The 15,726-nt window shown below is 73.2% G+C and carries 18 protein-coding genes; 17 read left to right on the top strand and 1 reads right to left on the bottom strand.

Annotated elements, in window-relative coordinates; genetic code table 11:
* Positions 1 to 87: 87 nt before the first annotated feature.
* From P696_RS0118375 to P696_RS0118355, 5 genes are all read left to right on the top strand, one after another.
* Positions 88 to 1,224, top strand: a complete 1,137-nt coding sequence (locus P696_RS0118375; RefSeq protein ID WP_026413468.1) for an exonuclease SbcCD subunit D — start codon at positions 88 to 90, stop codon at positions 1,222 to 1,224.
* A complete protein-coding gene (locus tag P696_RS0118370; protein ID WP_026413467.1) occupies positions 1,224 to 4,277 on the top strand; it encodes an AAA family ATPase in 3,054 nt (1,017 codons plus the stop codon). Before P696_RS0118375 ends, P696_RS0118370 begins: the two co-directional genes overlap by 1 nt.
* A 162-nt stretch (positions 4,278 to 4,439) precedes the next feature.
* Positions 4,440 to 5,534 (top strand): hypothetical protein, encoded by a 1,095-nt coding sequence (locus P696_RS0118365; RefSeq protein WP_026413466.1) that lies wholly within the window; start codon positions 4,440 to 4,442, stop codon positions 5,532 to 5,534.
* Between the two features lie 104 nt (positions 5,535 to 5,638).
* On the top strand, positions 5,639 to 6,256 hold the full coding sequence (locus P696_RS46490; protein WP_211245792.1) for a DUF6939 family protein: 618 nt from the start codon (positions 5,639 to 5,641) through the stop codon (positions 6,254 to 6,256).
* A complete protein-coding gene (locus P696_RS0118355; RefSeq protein WP_026413465.1) occupies positions 6,253 to 7,770 on the top strand; it encodes a hypothetical protein in 1,518 nt (505 codons plus the stop codon). Before P696_RS46490 ends, P696_RS0118355 begins: the two co-directional genes overlap by 4 nt.
* Positions 7,771 to 8,012: 242 nt before the next feature.
* Here the strand turns inward: P696_RS0118355 and P696_RS0118350 are convergent, their stop codons facing one another.
* The gene (locus P696_RS0118350) at positions 8,013 to 8,183 is read right to left on the bottom strand and encodes a hypothetical protein (protein ID WP_026413464.1); all 171 of its coding nucleotides are present in this window, start codon (positions 8,181 to 8,183) and stop codon (positions 8,013 to 8,015) included.
* A 244-nt stretch (positions 8,184 to 8,427) separates the two neighbouring features.
* Between P696_RS0118350 and P696_RS56030 the strand changes: the two genes are divergently transcribed.
* From P696_RS56030 to P696_RS0118290, 12 genes are all read left to right on the top strand, one after another.
* A complete protein-coding gene (locus P696_RS56030; protein WP_157429789.1) occupies positions 8,428 to 8,565 on the top strand; it encodes a hypothetical protein in 138 nt (45 codons plus the stop codon).
* A 127-nt stretch (positions 8,566 to 8,692) separates the two neighbouring features.
* Positions 8,693 to 9,022 carry a hypothetical protein gene (locus P696_RS0118340; RefSeq protein ID WP_026413463.1) on the top strand — a complete coding sequence of 110 codons (330 nt, stop codon included), beginning with the start codon at positions 8,693 to 8,695 and terminating at the stop codon, positions 9,020 to 9,022.
* Positions 9,023 to 9,229: 207 nt separating this feature from the next.
* Positions 9,230 to 9,736 (top strand): hypothetical protein, encoded by a 507-nt coding sequence (locus P696_RS0118335; protein WP_026413462.1) that lies wholly within the window; start codon positions 9,230 to 9,232, stop codon positions 9,734 to 9,736.
* A 403-nt stretch (positions 9,737 to 10,139) separates the two neighbouring features.
* The gene (gvpJ, locus tag P696_RS0118330) at positions 10,140 to 10,583 is read left to right on the top strand and encodes a gas vesicle protein GvpJ (RefSeq protein ID WP_051467854.1); all 444 of its coding nucleotides are present in this window, start codon (positions 10,140 to 10,142) and stop codon (positions 10,581 to 10,583) included.
* Positions 10,580 to 11,353 carry a GvpL/GvpF family gas vesicle protein gene (locus tag P696_RS46485; RefSeq protein ID WP_051467853.1) on the top strand — a complete coding sequence of 258 codons (774 nt, stop codon included), beginning with the start codon at positions 10,580 to 10,582 and terminating at the stop codon, positions 11,351 to 11,353. Before gvpJ ends, P696_RS46485 begins: the two co-directional genes overlap by 4 nt.
* Positions 11,353 to 11,580: a gas vesicle protein GvpG gene (locus tag P696_RS0118320; protein ID WP_026413460.1), complete on the top strand. Its 228-nt coding sequence runs from the start codon at positions 11,353 to 11,355 to the stop codon at positions 11,578 to 11,580. Before P696_RS46485 ends, P696_RS0118320 begins: the two co-directional genes overlap by 1 nt.
* The gene (gene gvpO / locus P696_RS0118315; RefSeq protein WP_211245791.1) at positions 11,580 to 11,987 is read left to right on the top strand and encodes a gas vesicle protein GvpO; all 408 of its coding nucleotides are present in this window, start codon (positions 11,580 to 11,582) and stop codon (positions 11,985 to 11,987) included. The genes P696_RS0118320 and gvpO overlap by 1 nt, the downstream gene beginning before the upstream one ends.
* Positions 11,988 to 12,073: 86 nt before the next feature.
* A complete protein-coding gene (locus P696_RS0118310; protein WP_026413458.1) occupies positions 12,074 to 12,508 on the top strand; it encodes a gas vesicle protein in 435 nt (144 codons plus the stop codon).
* Positions 12,498 to 13,424: a GvpL/GvpF family gas vesicle protein gene (locus P696_RS46480; protein WP_051467851.1), complete on the top strand. Its 927-nt coding sequence runs from the start codon at positions 12,498 to 12,500 to the stop codon at positions 13,422 to 13,424. Before P696_RS0118310 ends, P696_RS46480 begins: the two co-directional genes overlap by 11 nt.
* A complete protein-coding gene (locus P696_RS0118300) occupies positions 13,421 to 13,633 on the top strand; it encodes a gas vesicle protein (protein ID WP_051467850.1) in 213 nt (70 codons plus the stop codon). The genes P696_RS46480 and P696_RS0118300 overlap by 4 nt, the downstream gene beginning before the upstream one ends.
* Positions 13,630 to 14,019: a gas vesicle protein K gene (locus P696_RS0118295; RefSeq protein ID WP_084337740.1), complete on the top strand. Its 390-nt coding sequence runs from the start codon at positions 13,630 to 13,632 to the stop codon at positions 14,017 to 14,019. Before P696_RS0118300 ends, P696_RS0118295 begins: the two co-directional genes overlap by 4 nt.
* A gap of 135 nt (positions 14,020 to 14,154) precedes the next feature.
* Complete coding sequence (locus P696_RS0118290) at positions 14,155 to 15,474, top strand: DUF2252 domain-containing protein (RefSeq protein WP_026413455.1); 1,320 nt, start codon at positions 14,155 to 14,157, stop codon at positions 15,472 to 15,474.
* Positions 15,475 to 15,726 lie beyond the last annotated feature (252 nt).

Genomic DNA, 15,726 nt, shown 5'->3' with positions numbered 1-15,726 from the left:
ACCGTGCGTGACCGGACGCCCGGAATCGGGGCGGGGCGGCGTTTCCGGGCCGGAAGTGTCGGAGGTGACGCCTAGGGTGTGGACGCGATGCGAATACTCCACACCTCCGACTGGCACCTCGGCCGCTCGTTCCACCGCGAGGACCTGCTGTCCGCGCAGGCCGCGTACGTCGACCACCTCGTCGCGACCGTCCGCGACGAGCGGGTCGACTGCGTTCTGGTGTCTGGCGACGTGTACGACCGCGCGCTGCCCGGCGTGGACGCGGTGAGGCTCGCCAACGAGACGCTCGAGCGGCTCGCCGAGCGCACCCGGGTGGTCCTCATCGCGGGCAACCACGACTCGGCGCGGCGGCTCGGCTTCGGGTCCGGCCTGATGGACGCCGCCGGGGTGCACCTGCGCACCGACCCCTCGCGCGTGGGCGAGCCGGTGGTGGTGGACGACGTCGCGGTCTACGGCATTCCCTATCTGGAGCCGGAGCTCGTGCGTTCGGACTGGGACCTGGACGAGCGGGGGCATTCCGCGGCGCTCGGCGAGGCGATGCGGCGCGTCCGGGGCGATCTGGCGACGCGTCCGGGCACGCGGTCGGTGGTGCTCGCGCACGCGTTCGTCACCGGTGGCGAGCCGAGCGACAGCGAACGCGACATCTCGGTCGGCGGCGCCGCGAACGTCCCGGCGTCGGTGTTCGACGGCGTCGACTACGCCGCGCTCGGCCACCTGCACGGACGCCAGCGCATCACCGAGCGGGTCCGGTACTCGGGGTCGCCGATCGCCTACTCCTTCTCCGAGGAGCACCACCTCAAGGGCTCCTGGCTGATCGACCTGCGCCCGGACGGCTCGCTCGGCGAGGAGTTCGTCGAGGCGCCGGTGCCGCGTCCGCTCGCGCGCCTGCGCGGACGCCTCGACGACCTGCTCGAGTCGTCCCGGTACGACGACTTCACCGGGCACTGGCTGCAGTTCACCGTCACCGACCCGAACCGTCCGACCTCGGCGATGGAGCGGCTGCGGCGGCGGTTCCCGCACACGCTGGCCCTGTCCTTCGAGCCGGACGCGGCCGACCGTCCCGCCGAGGGCCGCACGTTCGCCGAACGGGTGTCCGAGCGGTCCCGCCTCGACATCGCCGCGGACTTCGTCACCGAGGTCACCGGCACGCCCGCGTCCGAGGCCGAGAGCGTCCTGCTGCACGAGGCGTTCGAGGCGTTCCGCCGCAAGGAGGCGCTGCGGTAATGCGACTGCACCGGCTCGTCGTCACCGCGTTCGGCCCGTTCAGTGACCGGCAGGAGATCGACTTCGGCGCGCTGTCGGACGCGGGCCTGTTCCTGATCCAGGGGCAGACCGGCGCGGGCAAGACCAGCGTGCTCGACGCGGTCTGCTTCGCGCTGTACGGGCAGGTTCCGGGCGTCCGGAACAGCGCGCGCGGGCTGCGCAGCGACCACGCCGCGCCCGACCTCGGGCCGAGCGTGCAGCTGGAGACGACCGTCCGGGGGCGGCGGCTGCGCGTCACCCGCTCGCCGGAGTGGCACCGGCCGAAGAAGCGCGGCGAGGGCCTGACCAAGGAGAACGCCAAGGTCGTCCTGGAGGAGTTCGAGCGCGGCGAGTGGGTCGCTCTGTCCACGCGGGTGGGCGAGGCCGACGACGTGATCGGCGCGCTGCTCGGCATGACCGCCGCGCAGTTCTGCCAGGTCGCGATGCTGCCGCAGGGCGCGTTCGCCGGGTTCCTGCGCGCCGACGCCAAGGGCCGCCGCGAGCTGCTGGAACGGCTGTTCTCCGCCGAGGTCTTCACGGCCGTCGAGAACTGGCTGGGTGAGCGGCGGCGCGACACCGGCCGCGAGGCGGAGGCGCTGCGCGCGGGCGCCGCGTCCATCGCGGGACGCATCGCCGAGGCGGCCGGTGAGCCGAGCCCGCACGAGTCGGTGGCGCTGGTGCCCGCGCCCCGGTCGGGGTCCGGTTCGGGGCCGTCCGGGGACGTGCCGTTCACGGCGCAGGAGTCGTTGGAGACGGTGGAGGCGCTGCCCGCCTGGGCACGTGCCCTCGGGGTCGAGCACGCCGATCTTCGGCGGCTTCAGGAGGAGCTGCTCTCGGACGCCTCGGACGTCGCGGTCGCGGCCCGCCAGGCGCTCGACGAGGCGCGTGAGCTGGCCGAACGGCAGCGGCGGCACGCCGAGGCCGTGCGCCGCCGGGACGCGCTCGCCGAGCGGGCCGAGGAGCGCGCCGCGCTCGCCGCCCGGCTGGACGCGGCGTCGCGCGCCGACCGGGTCGTCCGGCTCGTCCGGGAGGCGGACGGACGGCTGCGGCAGGCCGAACGGGCGCGCGCGCACGCGGCGTCCGTCCGGGCGCGGGTCGGTTCGCTCGTCCCGCCGGACGCCGCCGAGGACGTCCTCGCCAAGGCCGAACGCGACCGGCGTGACGAGATCGCCGGGCTCGACGGACGCCGTGCCGTCGCGGCCCGGCTGCGCGAGATCACGCGGGAGCGGGCCGGGCTCGCCGAGTCCCGGTCGCGGCTGGTCGCCGAGGCGGAGCGGCTCGCCGCCGTCCTCGCGGAGCTGCCCGGACGCGTCGAGAGGTACCGGTCGGCGGTCGAGCGCGCGCGGCTCGCGGACGCCGAGCTCGCGGGCGTGCGCGCGTCGGCGGGCGAACTGGAGCGGCGGCTCGCGGCGGCGCAGCGGCGCGACCACCTGGCCGTCCTGATCGACCAGGCCGAAGGCGCGCACCGCGCCGAGGTCGACGCCGCGCAGAAGGCCCGTGACCTGTACCAGGACCTCCAGCAGGCGCGGCTGTCCGGCATGGCCGCCGTGCTGGCGGCCGAGCTGGAGCCGGGCGAGCCGTGCCGGGTGTGCGGTTCCGCTGAGCATCCTGCCCCTGCGGTTTCCGATGGTGGCATTCCGGACGAGGACGCCGTCGAACGCGCCCGCGAGGCGTTCGAGGCCGCGCAGCGCCGCCGCGAGGAGGCCGCCGGGAAGGTCGGCGAGTTCCGCGTCGAGCGCGACGCGCGGCTGGAGGTCGCGGGGGAGGAGCCCGCGGCCGACATCGCCGCCGAGCGTGACGACGTGCGCGTCCGGCTCACCGAGCTGGCCGCGGAGGCGGCGGAGGCGGACCGGCTGGAGGGCGAGCTCCGGCGCGCCGAGGCCGAGGGTGAGGAGAAGCGGGCCCGGAGCGAGCGGGTCGCGGCCTCGATCCAGTCGTCCGGCGCGCTGGACGACGCGCTCGCGGGCGAGCACGCCCGGCACACCGCCGACCTCGCCGCGGCCTGCGGGGACGACCCGTCCCTGGAGGCCCGCGTCGACCGGCTCGACCGGGAGGCGTCCGCGCTCGCCGCGGCCGTCGAGGCGCTGCGCGCGGCCGAGACCGCGGACCGTGAGCTGTCCGCCGCCCGCGAGGCCGCCGCGAACGCCGCGTCCGAGGAGGCTTTCACCTCGACGGACGCCGCGTCCGCCTCCTATCTCGACGACGAGGACCAGGCGCCGCTGCGTGACCGCCTCCGGCGGTTCGAGGACGCCGAGGCGATCGTCCGGCGCGACCTCGCCGACCGGGCGCTCGCGGAGGCGGCATCCCGTCCGGCTCCGGATCTCGAACTGCTGACGGCGGCCGTCGAGCGTGCCGACGCCGCGCGCACCGCCGCCGCGTCCGCCGTGTCGCGGGCGGGGCAGCGGCTGTCCCGGGTGACCGCGCTCGGCGGCGAGCTCGCCGGGGCCGTCGCGGCGTGGCGTCCGGCCGCGGCGGCGCACGCCGTCGCCGAGCGGATGGCGGGCCTGACCTCGGGCAAGTCGCCCGCGAACCGGCACGCGATGTCGCTGTCGGCGTACGTGCTCGCGGCGCGGCTCGAACGGGTCGTCGCCGCGGCGAACGAGCGGCTCGCGCGGATGTCCGGCGGGCGGTACGTGCTGCGGCACACGGTCGACAAGGTCGCGGGCGACCGCAGCAAGAGCGGCGGCGGGCTCGGCCTGCGCGTCGTGGACGCCTGGACCGGCAGTGACCGCGACCCGGCGACGCTGTCGGGCGGCGAGTCGTTCATCACCTCGCTGTCGCTCGCGCTCGGGCTCGCCGACGTCGTCACCGCCGAGGCGGGCGGCACCGAGGTGAACACCCTGTTCGTCGACGAGGGCTTCGGCACGCTCGACGACGAGACCCTGGACGAGGTCATGGCCGTCCTGGACGCGCTCCGCGACGGCGGCCGGGCCGTCGGCGTCGTCAGCCACGTCGCCGAGCTGCGCACCCGCATCCCGGCGCAGCTGCGGGTCGCCAAGAACCGCAGCGGCTCGACCGTCCGCGTGGTCGTCTAGCGCCGAGGCGGCGGTGCCCGTCCGGAGTGGTGGGTCTGTTACGTCCCGTCCTGTGGGGGGCTTGGTTGCGGAGTCGCGCAAACCGGCCCGCGGCCTGTCCGAAACTGGCTAGCCTCCCCAGCACCCTCAAGATCATCTTCTTCGAGAGTGTGGGTGGAACACGTGCACAGGAAGACCAGGCTCGCGCTCGTCGCGGGCGGATCCGCCGCGGCCGTGGCCGCTGTGGGCGGCATCGTCGCGCTGGTCGCGCCGGAGGCGGAGTCGACGGCGTCCCCGAGTTCGAGCAGCGAGGCGGCGTGGCGGCTCGTCCAGCCCGGTGACCGGGCCGGGAAGCAGGTTCTCGCGATGGCGTCGACGCCCGCGGGAGGCATGTGGTCCGCGGCGTACGACTCGTCCACGTACAAGATGACCGTGGCGCGGCTGGGCGCCAACGGCTGGGCGCCGGTGGCGCTGCCGACCGCGCTGAACAGGACGCTTCCGCGGGGCATGTCCGCCACGTCCGCGTCCAACGTCTGGATCGCCGGGGACCGGACGAACACCGGCAACAACCGCGTCCTGCAGTGGAACGGCACCGCGTGGAAGGACCATGACCTCGGCGCGGGCTACTTCCCGCAGGGCGTGGTGACCATGGGGCCGAAGGCCGTGTGGGTGTACGGGATCGGCAGGGACTACGTCCGCTACTGGAACGGGTCGTCCTTCAAGAACCAGACGGTCGGTCTCCGGCCCTGGTCCGTCGGCGGCACCAAGTCCACCGACCTGTGGGCCGGCGGGCACACGAACGGCGTGCCGTCCTTGGCGCACTGGAACGGGACGGCGTGGAAGCGGTCGTCCCTTCCGGCGATTCCGGGCCTGAACACGAAGGGGGAGGCTGCCTCGACCTTCCGCGCGGTGACCGCGCTGTCGGCCACCAACGTGTGGGCCGCCGGAACCGCCTACGTGCAGGAGGGCGGGAAGTCGGTCGCGAAGGCCCTGCTGGCCCACTGGAACGGCAAGGCATGGAAGGTCGCGCTCGGCACGGCCGGCACGTACTACTTGCAGATGGCGCCGGACGGTGCGGGCGGCATCTGGATCGCCCAGGGGACGACCATGCGGCACCGGACCAAGACCGGCACGTGGACGAAGGCCGCCCTGACCATCCCGGCGGGCGTGTCCTCGACCTACGTCAGCGTCATGGCGAACCAGACCGGAAGCAGGACGGTCTGGGCCGCCGGTGGTCTGTACACCGGCGGAAAGATGAACTCCGCCTACTGGCACTAGCGGGTGGATGAGCGGGGGCCGGGCCGTGCTCGGCCGGGCCCTCGCCTCGTTCGGTAAGACTCAGTTTGAGATCAACTGTCGTAGGCGGGTGACAGGCTTCCGTCATGCCCATCCATATGGCGAGCCGTCGTCGCACCACTCTGGACCGCGACTTTCCCGACGCTCTGATCGTCGACGTGACCTCCCGGGGGCCCGAACCCTGGGTCCGCCTCAGCCCGTTCTGGCCGCACGGCGGCATCCCCGTCCCCGGCCATCCTGGACGGACGTCGCAGTCCGTCGAAGGTGTCTGGCAGGCCCTGAAGGTCTTCTCCGGCGAAGAGGAGGATTTCAGCAAGCTGGACATCACACGGATGAAGGGCATCAAGCGAACGGTGCGGCGGCTCGGCCCGCCGCTGGGACACCGCCTCGACGGACGCCTCCTCGGCTACGAGGAGGCGAGGCGGACGATCTACCTTCCGACCTATCACTGGATGCTCGACCACAGGGCCGCCGACCTCGTCGCCGAACTCCGGGAACTCGCCGCCCACCGAACCGTCGTCCTGCTCGACTACACGACGAACGGCGACGTCGCGGATCTGTCCACACCGCTCTCCCACGCCGCGCTCGTGGCGCAACGCGTCCAGGAGGCCCCGCATGAAGGCGCGAACCTTACTACGTCAAGGCGTCCGGCTGGAGAATCGGATGGTGCGCGCGACGCGCTTCCTGCCATCGTGCCGGAATGAGTGAGCTGGACCTGGCCGCCCGCCTGGACGAGTTGGTCAGAGAATCGAACGCCGACGGCAGCGGCGAGAGCCCGGCGGCGTTGGCTCGCCTGCTCTTCGAATTGCCTGACGAGGCGGGCACGGCCGACGTCGCCCTGAAGGCTCTGCAGGATGCCAGCCCTCGCACATGGGTGAAGCTGGATGAGCATCTGCGGCTTTGCAGCTTCCATCGGCCTGGCTCCTTCGCGCGCAGACGGCGTGCTGCGGCGAAGGCGAAGGTGTCCAGCCCGCTGGGGGTGCTCCGGGCCTTGTGCTCGCCGGACGGCCGCGTCCGGGAGGCTGCTTTGCAGCGGTCGGCGGAGTTGCCCCGGCTGCTGCCGGTGGTGGTGATCCGCGCGGCCGACTGGGCGGCCCCGGTTCGCGACGCGGCACGCGCGGTGCTGCCGGAATTGCTCAGGGACGCGCTGCGGGTGCCCGGCGCGCGGGCGGTGACGTCTGTCGCGACGGCGACGCACCTGGCCGGACGTCGGCGTGGTGACTTCGTCGTTGAGCTGGCCGCAGACCTCCTCGTCGACGTGTCGCCCGACGTGCTCCTCGCCGTCCGGAACGCGGACGGCCGGCACGTGCGGCGTTTGGCCTGCCGGGTCTGGTTGAGCCGTCCGGATACCGACGTGCGGGACGTTCTGGACGCGGTGCTCGGCGAAGCCGACAACGTCTGCCGTCTGTGGTGCGCCCGGCACCTGGTGGAACGGGCGCTCGCGGAACAGCGTTCCGACCTGGTGGAACCGCTCCTGTCGGCGGTGGGCGGCGATCTCCGTGCGATGGCGCTCGATGCGCTCGTCCGGTTGGGGCGTTCTGAGGTGGGTCGGGCGTTTCTTGGAGACCGTTCTGCCGGGGTGCGGGCGGTCGCGCAGTGGGCCGTACGGCGTGATGGTGAGGACCCGGTGCCCTTCTACAGGGAGGCCCTGGCCGCCTGCGTGGATGACGGAACGGCGGCGGTCGCCGGGGTGCTCTTGGGGCTGGGGGAGTGCGGGAGCCGGGACGACGCGGTGCTCGCGGTGCCGTTTCTGCGGCATGGACGGCCTCGCGTGCGGGCGGCGGCGATTCGTGCGGCGTCCGGGCTGGGCGGCCGTGAAGGTGGCTGGGCGGCGTTGCTGACCGATTCCGCGCCGGTCGTCGTTCGGATGGTCAGTCGAACGATGATCGCGCTGGAGGTGACCGTCCCGGTGGGGGAGCTTTGGGCGCTGCTGGATCCGGCGCGGCCACGGCATGTGCGCCGGGCCGCGTATCTGTTGCTGAGGCATCGCGACACCTGGACGCGTCTTGAGGCCGACCTGCGGCTGCTGGCTGGTCGTGATGCGGAGCTTGGAGAGCGGGCGCGGGCTGACCTGCTGCGTTGGGTGCGTGAGGCCGTCAACGCTTACGCCCGTCTGCCGGTCGGGGGCCGGGAGGTTCTGGAAGAGTTGCTCCGGGACGTCCGCGATGTGTTGCCGGACGAGGTCGTGCGGCGGCTGCGCTGGCAGCTGGGGCATTAGGGGCGGGGGCGCGGGCTGTCATCGTCACTTATGGCTGTGCTGTTCTCACGCCGGATGTCGCGCCTCTGGTGAGTCATGAGCACAAGGAGGTCGGGCTTTTCGCCGCCGAGGACATTCCGGGACTTCGCATGCCAGATGGGTGTAAGCGGTCGATTTCTGAGTGGTTCGGGCAATTGGGTGTTTAGGGGTGCGGCCCGGGGGCGGTCCCGGGCCGCGGTCTTGTGAGGGCGTCCTGCCGGGGTCTACCAGCGGTACCAGCGGCGGCGTCCACCTGCGCCTTCGGCGCTGCGGAGGACGAAGCCGAGGAGCCAGACGACCAGGACGATCAGGGCGATCCACCACAGGACATGCGCGGCGAACCCCAGGCCGCCCAGCAGTAGTGCCAGGAGCAGGACGGCGATGATGAGCGCCATATCCGTTCACATCCCTTTCTGGGTTGATGTCTTCAGGTGGTCTCTCTGTACCCGCGGTGACGCGTTTATGCGTGGCCGGGGGTTCGTTCCCGGGTAGGTCGACTCCGGCGGGGCGTCTTTTGTCGTGTTCCGGGGTGCGGTTCATGGGGAAGAGGCACGGGACGCTTCATGTGCTGCGTGATTACGCCTTGCCCTCGGCCAGGACGACCTGAAGTGGTTGCTCTCCTAAGACCCGATCTCCCGGATGGGTGTCATCATCGCCGGGCCGGCCAGGGCCGTCCGCCATCTGCTCGCCGTCGCGTTCCTGGTCGGAGTCGCGTCCACCGCAGGCATGCCGCCGCTGAACGACTGCGCCTCGCTCGGGTTGGTCGTCCTGCTCTGACCGTCGGCCGCAGTGGCTGTTCAGACCCCCCGAAACGGGAAGAGAACGAACATGACCGGGTTCGACTACGGTCGGTGACCTCCAGATCCCAGACCCCAGATTCCTGGTTCGAGGAGAGGAGCGCGTCATGCCCAAGGCATGGAGTGGCAAGCGTGAACGCCAGTACGAACACGTCAAGGAATCGGCGAAGAAACGGGGCGCCTCCACGGGGCGCGCCAAGCGGATCGCCGCGAGCACGGTGAACAAGGAGCGGGCGCGGCACGGCGAGGCGGCGACCATCAGCAGGTCCTCGACGCGGGACCTGTCGTCCGGCCGCCGCGGCGGGCTGCGGTCCGGCACGTCCCGCGTCAAGGGCAGGACGAAGGAGCAGCTGTACCACGAGGCGAAGCGGCGCAACATCAAGGGCCGCTCGTCCATGAACAAGGCGGAGCTGGAAAGGGCGCTCGCCGGCCGGTAGGCCGCCCGGAGCGGTGCGGCGGAACCGGCGGCCGGACGTGGGCGCACCATGTCCGGCCGCATTTTCGCCGCCCGCGTTTCGGACTGACCGATTTCCGTCCGAAGACGATATTCGGGCCTTCGGAAGTTTGGACGGACACAGGCGGGTAGGCGCACCACTACGACGGGCGGGGAAACGCCGCCGAATCGTCAGAGAGGGTGCAGAGAAATGCCTTCGGCTTCCGGTAGGAACACGGCCGCAAAGGCCGGAGCGTCCGCGAAGAGGACCACGTCCGCCGCCAAGAAGCGCACATCCGCCGCGAAGGCCGGCGCGGAGGAACGCGTCTCGGAGAAGACCGGCCACACCCCGGGCGTCACGGACATCACCGACGCCACAGACATCAAGGACGCGAAGAGCGTCAGGAACGCCGGGAAGGTCGCCGGGGCCGCCAGGCACGGCGCCTCCGCCGCCGCCGGAACCGCGGCCGGGGCCGCCCGCCGCACGGGCGACACCGCCCGCCGGACGACCGAGACCGTCGGGCGCGGCGTCCAGAGCGGCGCCGCGGCTGCCGCGCAGCGCCTCACCGTCGTCCCCGCCCTGCTCGCGAAGCTCGCGAGCCTGCCGAACCTCCGGCGGGCGCTGGCCACGGCGGGCGCGGTCACCGCCGGAGTGGCGACGGTCGCCGCAGCGCGCCGCACGGCCCGAAAGCGTTCCCACAAGGCCCACCGCCACTGACACACCACGGCCACCACGGCCGCCCGGCCCGCACGGCACCGCAGCGAGCGCCACGGACGGCCTGTAACGGTCGCACGGCCGCCACGGCTGCACCGGCCGCAGCGAGCGCCACGGTCGCGCGACCTGCACCGGCCGCCACGGTCGCACGGGCCGCCACGGCGCACCGGCCGCACCGGCGCAGCGAGCGCCACGGTCGCACGGCCGTGCGGGGCGCACGGATTGTCACGGCCGCACGGTCTGCCGCGGTTGCGCCGGGCGCGCGACGCTGATGAACGGCGGTGGCGTGTTGCCCTGGGACGACTGCGACCGTGCGTCCCGTTTAGCCGGCACATCCCGGGTAGGGCTCCCGGCCGGAGCCCAGAGCCCGCCCGGCCCCACACCCCAACCCTCAGGGAGTGATGACATGACTGGGCCGATCGCCCAGCAGACCTCGGGCACCAGCTACGTCCAGAACGGCGGAGGTGGGCGCGGTACCAGCGGCCTCGCCGACGTGGTCGACCTGATCCTGGAGAAGGGACTGGTCATCGACGTCTACGCCCGCGTCGCGCTCGTCGGCATCGAGATCCTCACCGTGGACGTGCGGATCGTCGTCGCCAGCGTCGACACCTACCTGCGGTTCGCGCAGGCCGTGAACCGCCTCGACATCGCCCACGACGGGACCGCGCAGGGACTGCCGCAGGTCGTCCAGGGCATGCAGGAGTCGGGCGCCAAGTCCAAGACCAAGGGCGTGCTCAGCGGCGCGCAGGAGCGGCTGAAGGAGACCTTCGGCGGCGACTCCGACGCGAAGACCAAGCAGCCCGCCCGCCGCCGCTCCGCCAAGAAGCAGGAAGAGGAGGACGACCAGTGACCGGGCCCCAGGCCGACCACCAGACCGTCCCCCAGTACGTCTACGGAGTCACCCGCGCGGACGCGGCGCCGCCGAACGGCCTCACCGGCCTCGACGACCTGCCCGTCCGGGTCGTCGCGCACGGCAGGATCGCCGCGCTCAGCAGCGACCTGCCGTCCGGCCGCCCGCTCGGCGAACGCGCCGACCTCATGGCGCACCAGCGCGTCCTGCAGACCCTCGTGGACGCGGGCACGCCGGTGCTGCCGTTCCGGTTCGGCGCGGCGCTCGCCGACGCCGACGCCGTCCGCGGCGAGCTGCTCGAGAACAACGCCGACCGGCTCACCGCCGCGCTGGACCGCGTCGACGGCCGGGTCGCCGTCCGCGTGAAGGCCACCTACGAGGAGGACGCCGTTCTCCGCGAGGTCATCGAGGACGACCCGGAGATCGCCGAACTGTCCGCCCGGCTGCGCGCGGTCCCCGAGGACGCCGCCGACGCCGTCCACTTCGACCGGGTCCGGCTCGGCGAGATGATCGTCCAGGTGCTGCGGGACCGCCGCGAGCGGGACGGGACGCGGCTGCTGTCGGCGCTCGCGCCGTTCGCCGAGTCCGCCGTCGCCCACGAGCCCGTCCGGGAGGAGGACGTCGTCGACGCCTCGTTCCTGGTCGGCGAGGCCCAGCGCGACGGGTTCCAGAAGGCCGTCGACGACCTCGTCGAGGAGAACCGGGACCGGATACGGTTGCGGCTCGTCGGGCCGCTGCCGCCCTACGACTTCGTTCCGGAGGGAGGCTGATGGGCCTGTTCACCGGGCTGGTCACCCTGCCGCTGGCCCCCGTCCGCGGGGTCGTGTGGCTGGCCGAGGTCCTCCAGGAGCAGGCGGAGGCGCAGCTCTACGACCCGGGCCGGATCGCGGCCGAGATGCAGGCCGTCGCCGACGCCGTCGCCGCGGGTGAGATGACCGAGGACGAGGCCGCCGAGGCCGAGGAACGGCTCATCGCCCGCCTTCGCGGGGATCCCTGATGGCCGCTCCGCGCAAGGCCGCCCCGCGCCGCACCGGCACGCGCAAAGACGCCCCGCGCGACTCCGCCCCACGCGACTCCGACATGGGCGAGAACGGCGCTCGTGACTCCGGCGCGGGCCGGGGCGCGGCCGGTCTCGCGGGGCTGTCCGCCGTCCGGGCGGCCGAGGAGGCGGTCGCGCAGATCAGGCTCCTGACCGGCCGCGAGCCCGAGGCGGTGGTCGGCGTCGAACGGGCCGGGGACGGCTGGGCCGTCACGGTGGAGCTCGTGGAGACCCACCGCATCCCCGACTCCGCCGACATCCTCGCCTGCTACCGCGTCGAACTCGCCCCCGACGGCGACCTGGCCGGCTACCGCCGTACCCAGCGCTACGCGCGCGGCCACGTGGACGGACGCCATCGCACCTGACCGGTGCCGCTCCGTCCGGCCACCTCCGGACGGACGCCACCGCACATCCCGGACGGAAACGTGGAGGACGAACCGCCTTGACCGACATCTCCTGGACCGGAGGACGCTCGCCCGCCCGGGCCGCGTCCGGCGACCGGCAGAGCGCGAACCTCGCCGACATCCTCGAACGCGTCCTGGACAAGGGCATCGTCATCGTCGGCGACATCCGCGTGAACCTGCTCGACATCGAACTGCTCACCATCAAGCTGCGCCTGCTGGTCGCGTCCGTCGACCGCGCGAAGGAGATGGGCATCGACTGGTGGGAACACGACCCGTCGCTGTCCTCCCGCGCCCGCACCCGGAACCACGCCGGGACGTCCGGTGACGTCGGCTCGGGCGACGGGCGCGCCGGGCTCGACGGCGGCCGGGCCGAGCTGGAGGAGGAGAACCGCCTCCTGCGCGAACGCCTCGAAGCCCTCGAAGCCGCAGCCCCCAGCAGCCCTCGCCCCGAACCGCGGAGGAGGACCGACCATGACGAGTGAAGCCCGCACCGCCGTCTACCTGTACGGGGTGGCGCGCGGCCTGGCCCCGTCCGCGCTGGACGGCGTCACCGGCGTCGCGGGCGAGCCCGTCCGCGCGCTCGCCCACCGGGGGACGGCCCTGACCGCGCTGGTCAGCACCGTCAGCCTCACCGACTTCGGCGAGGAGGCCCTCCGCGAGAACCTCGAGGACCTGGCGTGGCTGGAGGGGACCGCCCGCGCCCACCACGACGTCGTCGCGCACGCCGCGCGGAACGCGCCGACCGCGCCCGTCCGGATCGCGACGCTGTACCGCGACGACCAGCGCGTCCGGGACGTTCTCGGCCGCGACCACACGCACCTGACCGACCTCCTCGACCGCGTCACCGGACGCACCGAGTGGGGCGTCAAGGCCTACGCCATCCCCGAGGCCGTCCAGCAGGACGAGCCCGAGCCGGAGTCGGAGGTCGAAGTCCCGGCCTTGACCGCGGGGACCGCCTACCTGCAACGCCGCCAGGCGGCGCGGCGCGTGCGCCGGGCCCTGCAGGACCGGCTCGCCGACCACGCCCGCACCCTCCACGACGAGCTGGCCGACCACGCCGTCGCGTCCCGGCAGCACGCCGCCCAGGACTCGCGCCTGTCCGGACGGCACGAGACCCTCATCCTGAACATGGCCTACCTGGTCGACGACGAGCAGGCGGACGGCTTCCACGAGGTCGCCCGCGCCGCCGACCGGCGGTTGCCCGGCGTGACGGTCGAGATCACCGGCCCCTGGCCCCCGTACTCCTTCATCGCCACCGCCGAAGCCACCCCCACCCCCCCCCCCAACCCCCGTCCCACCCCGGAAACCGGCCCCACCCCCGAACCCGGATCCCATCCCGAACCCGCTTCCAACCCCGCGCCCATTCCCACGCCCACGCCCGAGGGGGGCCGCCGTTGACCGCCGTCCTGGACACCGGCGACCCGGCCGTCCCCGCCGAGCGGCTGGCGCTGGTCGACCTGCTCGACCGCCTCCTGGCCGGAGGCGTCGTCCTCACCGGCGACCTGGTCATCTCCATCGCCGGGACCGACCTCGTCCGCGTCGACCTGCGGGCCGTGATCACGACCGTGTACGAGCAGCTCGCCGACCCCGAGGAGCCGAGGCCATGACCACGCCCTCCCGCGTCCCGGCGCGCACCGCGAGCATCCCCGCGAGCACCCCCGGACGCGCTCCCGAGCGCGCCGCCCGCGCCCCGAGCCGGACGGCGCGACGCCTGCACACCGACCCCGAGACCGTCGAACGCGACCTGGTCAAGCTCGTCCTGACGCTGGTCGAGCTGATCCGCCAGCTGATGGAGCGCCAGGCGCTGCGCCGGGTCGAGGACGGCACGCTCACGGACGAGCAGACCGAGAGCCTGGGCCTGGCGCTGATGCGCCTCGAAGAGGCCATGGCCCACCTGCGCGACCACTTCGACCTCACCCCCGAGGACCTCAACCTGGACCTGGGCCCCCTAGGCCCCCTCCTCCCCGCCCCCGACCGCTCCGGCCCGAACTAACCCCGCCGCCCCACACCGAACCGGCCCCGCCGCCCATGCCGAGGCGGCCCTGCCGCTCCACCTCCGAACCGACTCTTGGTGACGGTTTGGCCGCCGCCTGCGGTTCGCGGCGGAGATGTTTGGAACATTCAGGACATGGCCGGTTCGCCGCGTGAGGAGTACAAGGCGGGCAAAGCGCTGCGCAAGCGCGTCAAGAGGAGCGCGCACGCCGAGTGGGAGCCGCTCGCGCACCGCCGCGACCCGACGGCGGTGATCTTCGCGCAGGACGAGAGCAGGCTGCGCGATCTGGTGCCGATCCGGCACGAGCGCATGGCGGCCGGCCCGTTCCCGTTCCTGCGGGGCGCGGCGGCCGTCATGGCGGGGGACCTGGCGACGACGCCGTCGACGGGGCTGACCGTCCAGGCGTGCGGGGACGCGCACCTGATGAACTTCGGCTTCTACGCCTCACCCGAACGCATCCTGGTCTTCGACGTGAACGACTTCGACGAGACGCTCCCGGGTCCGTGGGAGTGGGACGTCAAGCGGCTCGTGGCGAGCTTCGCGGTGGCGGCGCGCGACCAGGGCTTCGGCGACGGCGTCGCGCGCGACGTGGCCCGCCGGGCCGCGACGTCCTACCGGGAGCGGATGCTCGACCTCGCCGGACGGACGAACCTGGACGTCTACTACACGATGACCACGGCGGAGGACGTCTACGCGCGGATCACCCGGAAGGGCGCGCGCAGGCGGGCGCGCAAGCTGATCGACCACACCCGGGGACGCGACAACCTCCAGGCCGTCGAGAAGCTCACCCGGCGGGACGGCGACGCGCTGCGGATCGTCGACCAGCCGCCGCTGCTGGAGCACACCGGCGCGTTCGAGGCCGCGGACATCGTGGACCGCAGCCTGGACGAGTACGCGCGTTCCCTACGCGACGACGCCGGCTTCCTGCTCCGCGAGTACCGGTACATGGACGCGGCCCGCAAGGTCGTCGGGGTCGGCAGCGTCGGGACGCGCTGCTTCGTCGTCGTCCTCCAGGGACGGGACGCCCGGGACCCGCTCGTCCTGCAGCTCAAGGAGGCGGGACGGTCCGTCCTGGAGCCGTACCTGTCGCCGAGCGCGTACCGGAACCAGGGACGGCGGGTCGTGGCCGGGCAGCGACTGCTCCAGTCGGTCAGCGACGTCTTCCTCGGCTGGTCGGCGGACGGCCCGCACGACTACTACTGGCGGCAGCTGCGTGACATGAAGGGCTCCGTCGACATCACCGACATGAACGAGTACGGCCTCGGCCTCTACGCCCGCCTGTGCGGCGGCACCCTGGCCGTCGCCCACGCCAACACCGGCCCCCGCATCCGGATCGCCGGGTATCTCGGACGCTCGGACGCCTTCGACCAGGCCGTCGCCGACTTCGCGATGGCCTACGCCGACCAGAACGACCGCGACCACGCCGCCTTCAAGGCCGCCGTCCGCCCAACCTGACCACCACTCCCCCGCCCGACCGCCCACACGCCTGGCCCGACGACCACGCTCCAAGGTGACCACGCCCTCAGACGACCACGCCTGTAGGTGACCATGCCCCGCCTGTCCGCCATGCCGCCGCCTGTCTGCCACGCCCCCAGGCGACCATGCCCGCGCCTGTCCGCCACGCCCCCGGCCAGGCGAGATCACGCCCGCGCATGACCGTTACCGCCCCACCGGACGGCGACGATCCTCGGCGGGGTCGGCCTCGGG

This window comes from Actinomadura oligospora ATCC 43269, assembly GCF_000518265.1.
GTDB lineage: Bacteria > Actinomycetota > Actinomycetes > Streptosporangiales > Streptosporangiaceae > Spirillospora > Spirillospora oligospora.
This window is presented reverse-complemented; position numbering and strand designations above follow the sequence as displayed.

What these genes read in the sequence shown, in the direction of transcription:
- P696_RS0118375 (WP_026413468.1), top strand. Translation starts at nt 88, where the DNA reads ATGCGAATACTCCACACCTCCGACTGGCACCTCGGCCGCTCGTTCCAC.
- P696_RS0118370 (WP_026413467.1), top strand. Translation starts at nt 1,224, where the DNA reads ATGCGACTGCACCGGCTCGTCGTCACCGCGTTCGGCCCGTTCAGTGAC.
- P696_RS46490 (WP_211245792.1), top strand. Translation starts at nt 5,639, where the DNA reads ATGCCCATCCATATGGCGAGCCGTCGTCGCACCACTCTGGACCGCGAC.
- P696_RS0118355 (WP_026413465.1), top strand. Translation starts at nt 6,253, where the DNA reads ATGAGTGAGCTGGACCTGGCCGCCCGCCTGGACGAGTTGGTCAGAGAA.
- P696_RS0118350 (WP_026413464.1), bottom strand. Translation starts at nt 8,183, where the DNA reads ATGGCGCTCATCATCGCCGTCCTGCTCCTGGCACTACTGCTGGGCGGC.
- P696_RS56030 (WP_157429789.1), top strand. Translation starts at nt 8,428, where the DNA reads ATGGGTGTCATCATCGCCGGGCCGGCCAGGGCCGTCCGCCATCTGCTC.
- P696_RS0118340 (WP_026413463.1), top strand. Translation starts at nt 8,693, where the DNA reads ATGCCCAAGGCATGGAGTGGCAAGCGTGAACGCCAGTACGAACACGTC.
- P696_RS0118335 (WP_026413462.1), top strand. Translation starts at nt 9,230, where the DNA reads ATGCCTTCGGCTTCCGGTAGGAACACGGCCGCAAAGGCCGGAGCGTCC.
- gvpJ (WP_051467854.1), top strand. Translation starts at nt 10,140, where the DNA reads ATGACTGGGCCGATCGCCCAGCAGACCTCGGGCACCAGCTACGTCCAG.
- P696_RS0118320 (WP_026413460.1), top strand. Translation starts at nt 11,353, where the DNA reads ATGGGCCTGTTCACCGGGCTGGTCACCCTGCCGCTGGCCCCCGTCCGC.
- gvpO (WP_211245791.1), top strand. Translation starts at nt 11,580, where the DNA reads ATGGCCGCTCCGCGCAAGGCCGCCCCGCGCCGCACCGGCACGCGCAAA.
- P696_RS46480 (WP_051467851.1), top strand. Translation starts at nt 12,498, where the DNA reads ATGACGAGTGAAGCCCGCACCGCCGTCTACCTGTACGGGGTGGCGCGC.
- P696_RS0118295 (WP_084337740.1), top strand. Translation starts at nt 13,630, where the DNA reads ATGACCACGCCCTCCCGCGTCCCGGCGCGCACCGCGAGCATCCCCGCG.
- P696_RS0118290 (WP_026413455.1), top strand. Translation starts at nt 14,155, where the DNA reads ATGGCCGGTTCGCCGCGTGAGGAGTACAAGGCGGGCAAAGCGCTGCGC.